We start from the raw sequence: 12,831 nt of genomic DNA on the forward strand, positions 1-12,831 counted from the left end.
CTTGTGTTTTTTATCGACAAAACAGAATAGGGTCTGTTGACATTTCACAGATGCTTGCGACAGCGGACATTTTTTAGGCGGTACAAGGCATGTTTTGTGAAATTTAGTCATTCTAAATAATGAGAAACACTGTTTCGCAAGATAACGCAGTATGAGGAACAACGTTCCGCAAGTAAAATGTCCATGTCTTCGAGCTTCGCCTTGCGCTGCGACCAAAGCAGTGCTTTGCTCTTGCTCAGGGTTATGGCTAGAACTGCCTCAAACTTCGTTATGAAACTTGACAAGGGAGTTGCCATTGCCTACGTTTCATGCCTTGTTTGAGTGGTTTTAGCCAATAACGCAATGCATGGCTGAAATATCAACAGACCCTAATTATTGCATAAAGCAACTTGCAAGCTGAGGCAAGAAACGATTGAATAGGCACATTTGAACATTTTGGAAAATAATAAGCAATGACGACTCAAGCCTCTGGTTGGGCGGCTGCATTTAAAGCATTTTTAGATCGCCGTGCGCTGATTATGTTTTTTCTTGGTTTTTCAGCAGGGATACCGATTCTTTTAATTTTTTCTAGCTTATCTTTGTGGCTAGGAGAGGCTGGTATTGATAAAACTGCCGTGACGTTTTTTAGTTGGGCGGCATTGGGCTACTCATTTAAATTTGTTTGGGCACCATTGATTGATGAGTTACCTGTCCCATTTTTAACCAAAACATTAGGTCGTCGTCGCGCTTGGTTATTGATCGCACAATGCCTCATTATTTGCGCAATTTGTATCATGGCTTTTTCTGATCCCGCACTGGGACAAAGCTATTTAATTCAAATGGCAGCAGGTGCGGTATTGTTGGGCTTCTCTGCGGCAACTCAAGATATTGTGATCGATGCTTATCGTATTGAGTTGGCTGAAACGGAAATGCAAACAGTATTGGCATCGACTTATAACGCAGGTTATCGAATTGGGATGATCGTTGCAGGTGCAGGTGCTTTATTCTTGGCTGCCTATTTAGGTACAGCCAAAGGTAATTATATCTACGAAGCTTGGAAATATACCTATTTAACCATGGCTGCCGTCATGGTGATCGGGATTATTACCACACTGATTGTCCGAGAGCCTCTCGTCAATCGTGTTTATAAAAATTATAAAACCACAGATTATTACCGTTTGGTTTTGGTATTTTTTCTTGCGGTGACAACTTTTGTAGTGACTTATATTTATTCGGGTCAACTTACACAGGCCTTGATTCAAGCAACAGCGATTAAAGACACAGCAGCATTATTTGGTTTAGAAGCACTTCGGTTTTTGACGGCGACAGCAACTGCCATTTTGATTGGTTTTGGACTGGTCAAAATGGGTGTTGTGAATCAACAGATGGCGAAAGAAACATGGGTCGCGCCGATTCTAGACTTCTTTAAGCGATATGGTGTGAAACTCGCTTTGGTACTGTTATTGCTGATCGGTTTCTTCCGAATCTCTGACATTATCGCTGGGGTGATTTCCAATGTATTCTATCAAGACCTAAATTTCAGCAAAGAACAAATTGCAGAAGCGGTTAAAGTTTATGGTGTGCTATTTAGCTTGCTTGGTGGCTTCTTGGGTGGTTTGCTTGCACAACGTATGAACATTATGAAACTGATGTTTATCGGAGCAGTGCTGGCGAGTTCAACCAATTTGATTTTTATTGGCTTGGTGAAATCTGGCAAACCACTAGATCAAGTGCAGATTCAAGTTGGCAATCAATATTATCAAGCTGCAACGGATGAAGTGGGTTATTGGAAAGTTCAAGTCCCAACGCAAACACTTACTCATGCTGATTCGATTCAAGTTACTGCACAATTTCAAAACCAAGCAGCCTCAAAAATTCAATTAGAATTGCCGTATTTGATGGCAAAAGAACAAGCTCAAATTCAATTGCTCCCGATTAGCAATGATGACCAACTTAGCGTAAAAGAGTTAAAACAGAGTTTGGTGATTAAGGGGCAGTTGGCAGGTATCGATCCTGATCAATTAGATGCGGAGCGTCCTGTTATTCTAAAATTAGATGGCCATGAGTTCGCTACTAAAGTTGATCAACATGGTTTATTTACTGGTGTGATTAATGGGCAAGTCTTACAAGCATCGGCAAGCAAAAATATTAGCGCTATCGCGAATTTAAAAAATAAGGGTGAACAGACCTTATTGGCAACGCGACAGTATCGAGTTGAGACTGAACCTCATGCGGCGATGGCTTTGGATGTTGAGATTCAACCGATTGCCCCGATTGATCCAAGCCAGCAAGGTGATACAGTGCTATCGGGTAAAGTCATTAAACAGTATAGTTCTTTATGGCTATATCTCGCGATTGTGGTGGATAATCTCGCTGCTGGTTTGGCTGGTGCTGCGTTTATTGCATTCTTATCTAGTTTAACGAGTGTTTCTTTTACCGCGGTTCAATATGCTATTTTTAGTTCATTAATGACATTAACACCGAAATTATTGGGTGGCTATTCTGGAACAATGGTCAGCAATATGGGTTACCCGAATTTCTTTTTAATGACGACTTTGATTGGTGTTCCAATCTTAATCCTCGTGGTTTGGGTTGCAAAGCTGTTACGCGAGCATGAAAAACCATCAACACAACAGACAGGTGAATAACGATGCGCATGTTACATACGATGCTACGTGTAGGTAATTTAGAACAATCTTTAAAGTTCTACACTGAGGTACTTGGTATGAAATTGCTACGCCAACGCGACTATGAAGAAGGGCGTTTTACCCTTGCTTTTGTCGGCTATGGCGATGAAGAAAACAATACCGTACTTGAGTTAACTCATAATTGGGATACTTCGAGCTATGAGCTTGGTAATGCTTATGGACACATTGCGATTGGTGTAGAAGATGCTTATAAGGCATGTGACGATATTAAAGCGCGTGGTGGAAAGGTGGTGCGTGAAGCAGGTCCCATGAAGGGTGGCGTGACGGTTATCGCTTTTGTTGAAGACCCAGATGGTTATAAGATTGAGTTAATTCAACAAGATCAAAATGCACGTAATAACTAATTTGAATTCATCTTAAGCTGAAGATTTCTCATTTAAAAGCGCTAGCATTATTTATATAGCCCAGTATGATATGTCGATCAAATGGTCAACAATATTGTATTGGGCTTTATTGTACTTAGTGGGTGAGTAGGAATAAGATATGTTCAAAATTTTGGCACTGGATCGTTTTACATTACTCTTGGTTGCGATGGTTGTACTTGCAACATTTTTACCAGTTTCAGGCCAGATTGCATCTTATTTTAATATTCTCACAACCGTTGCTATTGCAATACTTTTCTTCTTACACGGTGCAAAGTTGTCGCGTGAAGCTGTGGTTGAAGGCATGCTGCATTGGAAAATGCATGCTCTCGTCTTTGCGTTTACCTTTCTACTTTTCCCTGCAATTGGCCTCATGGCCCGACCGATCTTAGAGCCGCTTTTGGGACAGCAGTTGTATTGGGGTTTTCTGTTTATGTGCTTTCTGCCATCAACAGTACAATCTTCGATTGCATTTACCTCGATGGCCAAAGGTAATGTCGCAGGTGCTGTGTGTAGTGCGTCATTTTCCAATATCATTGGTATGATTATTACGCCTATTTTAGTCAGCTATTTTATTCTTGGACAAAGCCAACATGGTTTTGATCCAACCCAGTCGATTATCCAAATCACACTGTTATTATTAGTCCCATTTATATTAGGTCAAATATTACGCCCTTATATTTTTCCTGCAATGCTCAAACGACCAAGTCTGGTCAAGGTATTTGATCAGGGCTCTATTCTAATGGTGGTTTATGGAGCGTTCAGCAGTGCTGTAGTTGCTGGGTTATGGCAGCAAGTCAGTGGTTTAACCTTATTGTATTTAATCCTTGCATGTTCAGTCTTGCTTACCATTGTGATGCTATTGGCTTTTTATCTACCGAAATGGCTTGGTTTCAATCAAGCGGATCAAGCGACAATTTTCTTTTGTAGTTCAAAGAAGACTTTGGCGAGTGGGGTGCCTATGGCGCAAATTTTATTTATCGGACAACCTTTAGGCATGATTGTTTTGCCAATTATGATCTTTCATCAAATCCAGTTGATGGTTTGTGGAATAATTGCCAATCATTGGTCGAAAACACGACAAGAATAATTCGCTAAATCTGTTTTGTTGGCGTATAATGCTCGGCACTTGTTGGCTTTGCTCTGACCTTTAGAGTCTCGGTGAGTCAAAAGAAATGGTCTGTTGTGGTGTTGATCTGCAAGTTTAAAACACTTTGCTTTCCTCATATTGAGAGTGATCAATTGCGATAACAGCTTAAGCCTTTCTTACTAATTAGGAGCATCGAGCATGCGCGCCGATATTCATCCAAAATACCAAACTCTAGTTGCTACTTGTTCATGTGGTAACGTTATTGAAACTAAATCTGCTTTAGGTAAAGAAACACTTTATCTAGACGTATGTTCAGCTTGCCACCCATTCTATACTGGTAAACAAAAGAATGTGGATACAGGCGGCCGTATCGACAAATTCAAACAACGTTTTTCTGGTATGTCACGTTCTATCAAACGTTAATATCAAGAAAACAAAAAAACGGGCGATATGCCCGTTTTTTTTTATGATCATAAATTAGATGTAGGGGCGTATTGACTACGCCCGATGATCATTTTCTTACATATCGTGTTTATTGATCTTGTACATCCGTTAAGCGATCAAGTTTCTTCTGAAAATAATTACCTTGTAAGAAACGACTCTCTACATTCCACGCATTTGCAAATAAGTTCATATCATTTAATTCAGTTAAGAATATTTCAACAGGTTTCTGAGCAATAAAATGCAGCACCTTTTCTTGCAAGGCTCCTATATCTTTATCTGATACAAGCATTTTCGATAATGTTGGGTGGAAGCTCACATATTGGGTGTCAATTTGCTGAAGAATTGTATCGCTATAAAGAGAATCACCAAAGCCACGAATCGACACTTCAGCTCCATATTGACGGAGTAAAGCAATTTGCGGCTGAGCGTGTGATAGGTTTTGTTGTAGTGCTTGCTCGGAGAACTGCAAAATGATTGGATGGGCTTGTTTACTTCCAATAATGGTGAGTAATTTTGCAACTAGTTCAGGAAGTTTTTTATCACTTAATAAAATGTGATGATTTAGATTGATAATCAGTTTTGCTTTTGGATATTGGGTAATGAAATTATGTAATTGTTTACATGCTTCTACCAATATCCAGCGGTCTAATTGAACCGATAGCTCAGGATCATCTTTTAAATCAGCAAGATCACTTAAATCTTGCCATTGATTATTGTGAATAAAGCCACTTGAAACTTCATAAGTATGCGTATATTGATCTTGTTTATCATAGGTTTGTTGATATTTAAGATGAATATCACCGGTATCTAATTTCTGTTTCAGCTCTTGTAATAGGCTAATTTGAACCGTTTTTGGAATATGTTCAGTGGTTAAACCGATATTGGTATCAATCTTAGGGGTGTTAAAGACAGGTAATGCCTGTAAGAATGCTTTAGAGAGGATGCGCTCAAAATGGGCTTCATCAGGAATCTGTTTGGTCAGTTCGCAATAGCCTAATTTTAAATGTAAAGGGAAGTTATATTGTTCCGTGACTAGCAATTGAGGCTTTTGCAAACCATTTAGACTGATCAATAACGAGTTCAATACCACTTTGGATTCTGCTTGGAATAAAGCCACATAAAGTGCGGTATCAACTTGATATACAGGAACACTCACTTGCTCTTTAATAAAGTTTGGAATATTAGAGAAATAGGCTTTTGTCGCGTGCCAATCCTTTTGGAAAACTTCATTTGGACAGTTGTTTAGACTAAACAACACCAGTGCATTGGCATTGGCTGGCTGGTTTGCGAGTTGTCGATTAATTTGCTGTAATGCAGTAAATAAGCTCGAACTTTTTTCGGTCGGTGTTGTGTTTGGAGTCGCGGCTACCGATTGATGTGTTGATTCACATTCAATATTGAGTTGGATTTCATCTTCATTGCCAGAAGGGAGGAATTCAATTTGTAGCGGATTATTTTTTATGATTGGATTCTGGGTGCGCAGTTCAAAACGTGCTTGTTCAAACTGTCCCTGCGAAATTTTCTTAAAACGTAATTTAAACTGACTTAAATCTTCAGGTTGTAAAACATCGAGAATTGGTAAACCAACTAGATCGTCTGCGCTGTCAAAGCCAAATAGTGTTGCATATTCGGCATTTACTTCGATATGAATGCCTTCTTGTAAGATCGCAACGGCTTTGTGGCTCTCGGCAACCAGAGATTGTGCTTGGGTTTGAGCTGCTTCTAACTCACTCAACAAACGATGTTCAGCTTGAACCAAACGACTGTAAGAAAGTGTACGAACAATGTTGATGTAAAACTTTTCAGGTGATTCGAGATTCAAGACATCATAAATCCCTTTATGAATATAAGACTGATATTGATCGGTCTGATAATCATCTGGCTCAAGTAGTAAAACAGGTAAGCTAGGCTGTGCTGATGCTTGAATGAGCGATAGGGTTTGTTCAATTTTCAGATCGTATGCACGGCCAAAAATCACAATATCCCAAGCTAAATTCAATTGTTTTTCAAATGCTTTAAGATCATCTAATAAGGTGGCTTGAATTTGATGATCTTGAGCCGCAAATAATGCCGAAATTTGATTATACCGTAATTGATTATCATCAATGATGAGTAAACGAGTTTCAGTCCGTTTTAGTTTTTTAGAGAGTAAAGAATTTCTCACTTCAATGCTTCCCATAAGTCTTGATCAATTTTATCTAGATTTTTTTGTGCCATAAACTTACGAAGAACGGGTTGTTCTTCCTCATTCAGTAGTTCAAATTCAAATTGAACAAAACTTTGGGTAATTAGTTGTGCGTTTAATAAATACACTTTTACTTCCTCTTTCCCCAATCTCAAATGAACAGCTTGGTGTTCCCGAAAAATTTGTGAACCTGGTAATATTAAAGTTGTTTTGGTTTCATCCAAATTTTGATTTTTTAATAAAAGCGCTGGATGATAATTACTGATATGTCGATCCGCTTGAATACGCGCAGCACAAGGGAAAATTTCTTGTGCAAGCACTTCTAAACCCAATTCTAAGCTTTTCTCAGTAGACTGTTTGAGCCAGCGAATCACACCACCACGCCAATGGCCATGAGAGGTTTCTTTAACGAGAATATATTCACCTGTTCTTAAGTTTTTAGGTGCATCTCCAGACCACTTTATACGATAACCATTGACACTAATGTCCAGTATATCTGCTTGATATACCGTTTTACTTTCACGGTTTAAACGTTGAATTGCAGACTCTTGATTATCTGTTGTGTTCTTTTTATCCCAAGCTGACATGAACCTTGATTCATTCTGTAGCCCATAACTATGATCTAGAAATAATGTTTCTGAAAAGTTCTTCGCTTTGGACAGGTAAAAATGTGCGGTCAAAAGACCAAAACAAATATGTAGCTGAGCATTATATTCATAACGCTCATGGCGACGCTCCGCGATCGTTCCTAGAATTGTCTGCACATGAAATTTTAAAGCAGGAGTGAGATAGACTTTTTCGTTTTTGGACACATATTCCGCATTTTTATGTAGGGTTGCAGTGACATGATCCAATAGGCTATGCGTACTAATAAAAATGTTCGGTAGAAAACCTGAACTTTGCTTTTTATTATAAATCGGTGGGTGATCTTTACTTGTGTCGACCACATATTTGGTTAAGTCTGTTTCTTTGGGTAGAATTTGAACCATCTTCGCCCAGTCAAAACTACACTGGAACAGCGCTTGTATTTCAGATTGGCGTATTTGATTGGTATTAAAAATATCCATCAAAATGAGCTGGGCGTAAGCTTGGGAAATATTGCCCAATGAACTCGATGTACCATGAACTTGATCTAAGTTGGTATGGTGATATCTATGTGTAACAGCGGCATCATAGAGTTGATGTGCGATGAGCCATTGTCCTGCAACGGGTTCACTATACAACATATGTTGTTGGTATAAGAGTTGGGTCAGTTGTTGTAAAGATTGGAAGGTTGCCAGTGTTCTCGCTGTCTGCAAATTCTTCTTTTGATTGAGTGCAAATATCGAGAACTTCTGCTGGTCTAGCTGTTCATTGCTACGACGTACAATATTGATATAAACCGCTGCAAAGTAGCAGCGTAATAGCATCGCGAGTTCAATGATATGTTCATTGCGATCAGAGCTAATCACACCTTGATTGAAAAAATTCTTTTCTAAACTGCCTAAAACATTTTCGATGGTCGGGTGTAAGACTTGGACTAAGTCAAAACGCAAGGTTTCCGAACATTCTAACTCGCTGAGTTCTAATAAAGCGGCAAAGAGTGCTTTGGATGTATCACCTAATTGCATGATGGATAGATTGGAAATCCATTCATTCAAACTTTTGGTGTTTGTGTCACAAAAACTCAGTTTGTCCCGTCTTAGTACAGTTGGAATTTGAAAAATATCCGAAAAAGCTGTGTTCATCATTGTGTTATCAATCTCAGAATGTTTGAGCCCCAAAAAGCGGTGTTTTATTTTTTTCGCCCGCAATTTCCCTCACAAGTTTTGGAACTAAATATCCCGGTAAACTTGCTAATACATCACTGTATATATGGTCTATCTCTGAAGACCTTAAATCAAAATGTTGAGCACCTTTGACTTTATCTAAAACATGCAGGTAATACGGCATTACTCTTGCTTCAAATAACCGGCTACTCAACTCAGTCAACGTTTTTGCAGAATCATTCACACCTTTGAGTAAAACCGCCTGATTCAACACGGTAATATGATGCAATGATAACTGTAATAACTTTGAGCAAGTGTAATCATCAAGCTCAGCTGCGTGATTTGAGTGTACCACTACTATTATGCGTAGCCTACTGTTTTTTAAAATAGAAATCAGCTCTTTATCGACACGGTTGGGGATAACAATCGGAACACGTGAATGAATTCTCAGTATTTTAATTTGAGGGAGAGATGCTAGACGTTCTAGCCATAAAGCGAGTTTTCGGTTGCTGAGGGTGAGTGGATCACCGCCACTTAAAATGACTTCATTGATCTTCGGATTTTGCTCAATGTACTGCTTAATATTTATCCAATCATCATTTTTAGGCAGATTTTCTTGATATGGAAAATGACGGCGAAAACAATAGCGACAGTGAATCGCACATGCGCCCGTTAAAGTGAGTAAAAACCGTGATTGGTATTTGTGTAAAACACCTGCCATTTGGTTGGCGGCTTCTTCACCTAATGGGTCGGTAACGAAGGCTGGATGTTCTTCAAGTTCTAAATGGTGTGGTAAAACTTGCAGTAATAACGGGTCTAAAGGATCGCCAATGTTCATTTTCCCGACGAATGCACGAGGAACACGTAATTTGAACTGCTCAGAGGCGAGGATTGCCCCAGATAATAACTGTTCGGTAGATAGCTCAAGCAGATTTAACAGCTCTAAAGGATCGGTAATTAGATCACTGAGTTGTGATTGCCAGTTTTTCTCTTGATGTAAATAGTTTATCATGCCATACGTAAAAATAGTGTTAGCCGCAGCTGTTTGCCTAGTCTAGCATTAATAGATTTGAGTTTTAAGTTTGGAGTGCGCCTTTCATGGCCTATTATTCTACAAATGATTTTAAAGCAGGCCTTAAGGTTATGCTTGATGGTAACCCATGTTCAATCATGGAAAATGAATATGTGAAACCAGGTAAAGGTCAAGCATTTAACCGCGTAAAATTGCGTAATTTACGTTCTGGTAAAGTATTAGAAAAAACGTTTAAATCAGGCGATTCTTTGGAAGCGGCTGATATTGTAGAAGTTGAAATGGATTACCTCTACAACGATGGCGAACTTTGGAATTTCATGGATCCTGTCTCTTTCGAGCAAATCGCTGCAGATAAAACTGCGATGGGTGATGCTGCGAAATGGTTAAAAGACGACTCAAATGAAAAATGTACCATTATGTTATTTAATGGCGTACCTTTGACCGTAAGCCCACCTAACTTCGTGGTTCTTAAAATCATTGAAACTGATCCAGGTGTACGTGGTGATACTTCTGGCGGTGGTGGTAAACCTGCTAAATTAGAAACAGGTGCTGTGGTACGTGTTCCGTTATTCGTACAGCAAGAAGAAAGCGTTCGTGTAGACACCCGTACTGGTGATTATTTAGAACGTGCATAATCGAATCTAACGATAAGATTATCGAAGGGATGATGAAAATCATCCCTTTTTTTATGCCAAAGTATTAGATAAATCATCTTTTAAAAACGATAAACTTACGAAGATATTTCCGAAGAGAAAATATAGGTATGGAAAGCCATGTAACAACTAACGAAAAGTTATGTATTTGAGAGGTTCTGAATGGAAACAACACAAACAAAATCATCGCTTCCCTCCAAACTTTTATGGAGTTTGGTTGCCATTGTAGGCGCTATCTCATTTGGGATACTCGCAGTGAGTCGAGGTGAACATGTCAATGCAGTTTGGCTGGTCCTTGCTGCGGTGTGTGTGTATAGCATTGCTTATCGGTTCTATAGTTTATTTATCGCGACTAAAGTTTTTGAGTTAAACCCTAAACGGTTGACCCCAGCGCATCGCTTGAATGATGGTCTGGACTATGTGCCAACCAATAAATACGTTTTATTTGGTCACCACTTTGCCGCAATTGCAGGTGCAGGACCGTTAGTTGGACCTATTCTAGCCGCACAAATGGGGTATTTACCTGGAACAATTTGGCTGTTAGTGGGTGTGGTCATCGCAGGTGCAGTACAAGATTTCTTGGTGTTATTCATCTCTACCAGACGCGACGGTCGTTCATTGGGTGAAATGGCAAAACAGGAATTAGGCACTTTTGCTGGTGTGATCGTCATGCTGGGTACGTTAGGCGTGATGGTGATTATCCTTGCTGTATTGGCCTTAGTCGTGGTTAAAGCACTCGCCGAAAGTCCATGGGGGGTATTTAGTATTGCGGCAACCATTCCAATCGCACTGTTCATGGGCATATACATGCGCTATCTGCGCCCCGGGAAAATTGCAGAGGTTTCGATTATCGGCTTTGTCCTGATGATGGCGGCAATTGTATTTGGTGGCGATGTTGCAAAACATCCTTATTGGGGTGAGTTTTTTACCTTAACTGGAACGCAACTAACGTGGGGACTGATAATCTATGGCTTTATTGCCTCAGTGTTACCCGTTTGGTTGTTATTGGCACCACGTGATTATCTCTCTACATTCCTTAAAATTGGTGTGATCGCAGGTCTTGCAGTCGGTATTTTATTTGCGATGCCTGAGTTAAAAATGCCAGCAGTGACGCATTTTGTCGATGGAACAGGTCCTGTTTTTTCTGGAAGTTTATTTCCTTTCTTATTTATTACCATTGCTTGTGGTGCGATTTCAGGTTTCCATGCCTTGGTTGCTTCAGGTACAACCCCAAAACTGGTTGATAACGAAGTCAATATTCGTGTGATTGGCTATGGCGGTATGTTGATGGAATCATTCGTCGGTATTATGGCGATGATTTGTGCCACTGTTTTAGATCCGGGTATTTATTTTGCCATTAACGCACCAGCAGCAGTTTTGGGAACAAGTGTTGAAACTGCTGCGGAAGCGGTACGAAATTTAGGTTTTGTGGTAACCCCTGAAATGTTGACTGTGTTGGCACACGAAGTGGGGGAAAGCTCGATTTTATCGCGTACAGGCGGCGCACCAACCTTTGCAATTGGTATGGCGCATATCATCTCTGAAATTTTTAATAATCGTTCGATGATGGCATTTTGGTATCACTTTGCGATTTTATTTGAAGCTTTATTTATTTTAACAGCGGTAGATGCGGGTACACGTGCATGTCGTTTCATGGTGCAAGATACGGTGGGTATCGTTGTTCCAGCAGTGAAAAACTCAAGTTCATTCGTTGGGAACTTAATCGGAACGTTTGTTGCGGTTGCAGGTTGGGGGTACTTTGTCTATCAAGGTGTGGTTGACCCTCTAGGTGGTATCAATTCTTTATGGCCTTTATTTGGTATCGGTAACCAGATCCTTGCATCGATGGCATTGATTTTAGGTACGGTTATTCTATTTAAAATGAAAAAAGAAAAATATGTTTGGGTTACGATTGTACCGACTGTTTTCTTGATCATTACTTCAATGACCGCTGGATGGCAAAAGATTTTCCATGACAATCCTAAAATTGGTTTCCTTGCTCAAGCCAATCGTTTCTCGGATGCGATTGCACGTGGTGAAGTACTTGCTCCAGCAAAATCTGTGGCTGAGATGCAGACTATTGTATTGTCAAATCAGATTAATGCAGGGTTGTGCGCGTTCTTTATGATTGTTGCAATTGTGATGATAATTGCCTCGATTGGCGCGATTCGTAGAGCCTTGGCAAGTCCAACACCAACAGCCAATGAAGCACCTGCGGTCTATACCGAAACGCCGATGACTGCAAATAGTATCAAAGGAGAGTGATGATGGATTTTAAAATTGCTCGTAAAGGAAGTGCAGTGATTGTGAAGATCATTAAATTCACCATCATGTCGCAAAAACATTTGTTATTGTCACCAAGAAACTGGTCGAAAATCGCGGTTTTATGGCAGCATTTGCAACAGAGTTTTCGTTTAATGGTCGGTGTACCTGACTATGAAAATTATGTGCAACATATGAAAACACACCATCCAGATTTAACCCCAATGGATGCTAAAACTTTTTATCGTCACTGTGTAGATTCGCGCTATCCAAGTGCGGGCGGTGGGATGAAGAAATGCCCTTGTTAGAAATAGAAATTATTTGATTTCTTTGAAAAAAATCTAAAACAGTGTATGTTGATTCATAC

At 39.7% G+C, this 12,831-nt stretch carries 10 protein-coding genes; 7 read left to right on the forward strand and 3 right to left on the reverse strand.

Translation table 11 applies throughout. The annotated features are described in order from the left end of the window. Positions 1-452 precede the first annotated feature (452 nt). The 4 genes from EXE30_RS03815 (at position 453) to rpmE (ending at position 4,562) form a co-directional block, all read left to right on the forward strand. Positions 453-2,627, forward strand: a complete 2,175-nt coding sequence (locus tag EXE30_RS03815) for an AmpG family muropeptide MFS transporter (protein ID WP_130161266.1) — start codon at positions 453-455, stop codon at positions 2,625-2,627. Positions 2,628-2,629: 2 nt separating this feature from the next. After that, on the forward strand, positions 2,630-3,031 hold the full coding sequence (gene gloA / locus EXE30_RS03820; RefSeq protein ID WP_004671883.1) for a lactoylglutathione lyase: 402 nt from the start codon (positions 2,630-2,632) through the stop codon (positions 3,029-3,031). A 139-nt stretch (positions 3,032-3,170) separates the two neighbouring features. Continuing rightward, positions 3,171-4,139, forward strand: a complete 969-nt coding sequence (locus EXE30_RS03825; protein ID WP_004671882.1) for a bile acid:sodium symporter family protein — start codon at positions 3,171-3,173, stop codon at positions 4,137-4,139. 198 nt (positions 4,140-4,337) lie between these two features. Beyond that, entirely contained in the window at positions 4,338-4,562 is a 225-nt protein-coding gene (gene rpmE, locus EXE30_RS03830) for a 50S ribosomal protein L31 (RefSeq protein WP_004671881.1), read from the forward strand. Between the two features lie 109 nt (positions 4,563-4,671). On the opposite strand, the gene EXE30_RS03835 is transcribed toward rpmE, so the two are convergent. Genes EXE30_RS03835 through epmB form a run of 3 tightly spaced genes read right to left on the reverse strand, consistent with a single transcriptional unit; the run spans position 4,672 to position 9,528 of the window. Beyond that, entirely contained in the window at positions 4,672-6,762 is a 2,091-nt protein-coding gene (locus tag EXE30_RS03835; protein ID WP_130161267.1) for an EAL domain-containing protein, read from the reverse strand. Beyond that, positions 6,744-8,498, reverse strand: coding sequence for a GTPase (locus EXE30_RS03840; protein WP_130161268.1), 1,755 nt, complete (start codon positions 8,496-8,498; stop codon positions 6,744-6,746). Before EXE30_RS03840 ends, EXE30_RS03835 begins: the two co-directional genes overlap by 19 nt. A gap of 13 nt (positions 8,499-8,511) precedes the next feature. Beyond that, positions 8,512-9,528 (reverse strand): EF-P beta-lysylation protein EpmB, encoded by a 1,017-nt coding sequence (gene epmB / locus EXE30_RS03845; RefSeq protein ID WP_121928339.1) that lies wholly within the window; start codon positions 9,526-9,528, stop codon positions 8,512-8,514. Positions 9,529-9,614: 86 nt separating this feature from the next. On the opposite strand from epmB, the gene efp reads away from it, so the two are divergent. From efp to EXE30_RS03860, 3 genes are all read left to right on the forward strand, one after another. Beyond that, positions 9,615-10,184, forward strand: a complete 570-nt coding sequence (efp, locus tag EXE30_RS03850; protein WP_130161269.1) for an elongation factor P — start codon at positions 9,615-9,617, stop codon at positions 10,182-10,184. Between the two features lie 180 nt (positions 10,185-10,364). Next, on the forward strand, positions 10,365-12,467 hold the full coding sequence (locus tag EXE30_RS03855; RefSeq protein ID WP_004671875.1) for a carbon starvation CstA family protein: 2,103 nt from the start codon (positions 10,365-10,367) through the stop codon (positions 12,465-12,467). Continuing rightward, a complete protein-coding gene (locus EXE30_RS03860; protein ID WP_171063447.1) occupies positions 12,467-12,772 on the forward strand; it encodes a YbdD/YjiX family protein in 306 nt (101 codons plus the stop codon). Before EXE30_RS03855 ends, EXE30_RS03860 begins: the two co-directional genes overlap by 1 nt. Positions 12,773-12,831: the final 59 nt, after the last annotated feature.

It is taken from the genome of Acinetobacter halotolerans (assembly GCF_004208515.1).
GTDB lineage: Bacteria > Pseudomonadota > Gammaproteobacteria > Pseudomonadales > Moraxellaceae > Acinetobacter > Acinetobacter halotolerans.

Coding starts and splice junctions, on each gene's coding strand:
- epmB (WP_121928339.1), bottom strand. CDS start 9,528: ATGATAAACTATTTACATCAAGAGAAAAACTGGCAATCACAACTCAGT.
- EXE30_RS03840 (WP_130161268.1), bottom strand. CDS start 8,498: ATGATGAACACAGCTTTTTCGGATATTTTTCAAATTCCAACTGTACTA.
- efp (WP_130161269.1), top strand. CDS start 9,615: ATGGCCTATTATTCTACAAATGATTTTAAAGCAGGCCTTAAGGTTATG.
- rpmE (WP_004671881.1), top strand. CDS start 4,338: ATGCGCGCCGATATTCATCCAAAATACCAAACTCTAGTTGCTACTTGT.
- EXE30_RS03825 (WP_004671882.1), top strand. CDS start 3,171: ATGTTCAAAATTTTGGCACTGGATCGTTTTACATTACTCTTGGTTGCG.
- EXE30_RS03815 (WP_130161266.1), top strand. CDS start 453: ATGACGACTCAAGCCTCTGGTTGGGCGGCTGCATTTAAAGCATTTTTA.
- EXE30_RS03835 (WP_130161267.1), bottom strand. CDS start 6,762: ATGGGAAGCATTGAAGTGAGAAATTCTTTACTCTCTAAAAAACTAAAA.
- EXE30_RS03855 (WP_004671875.1), top strand. CDS start 10,365: ATGGAAACAACACAAACAAAATCATCGCTTCCCTCCAAACTTTTATGG.
- gloA (WP_004671883.1), top strand. CDS start 2,630: ATGCGCATGTTACATACGATGCTACGTGTAGGTAATTTAGAACAATCT.
- EXE30_RS03860 (WP_171063447.1), top strand. CDS start 12,467: ATGATGGATTTTAAAATTGCTCGTAAAGGAAGTGCAGTGATTGTGAAG.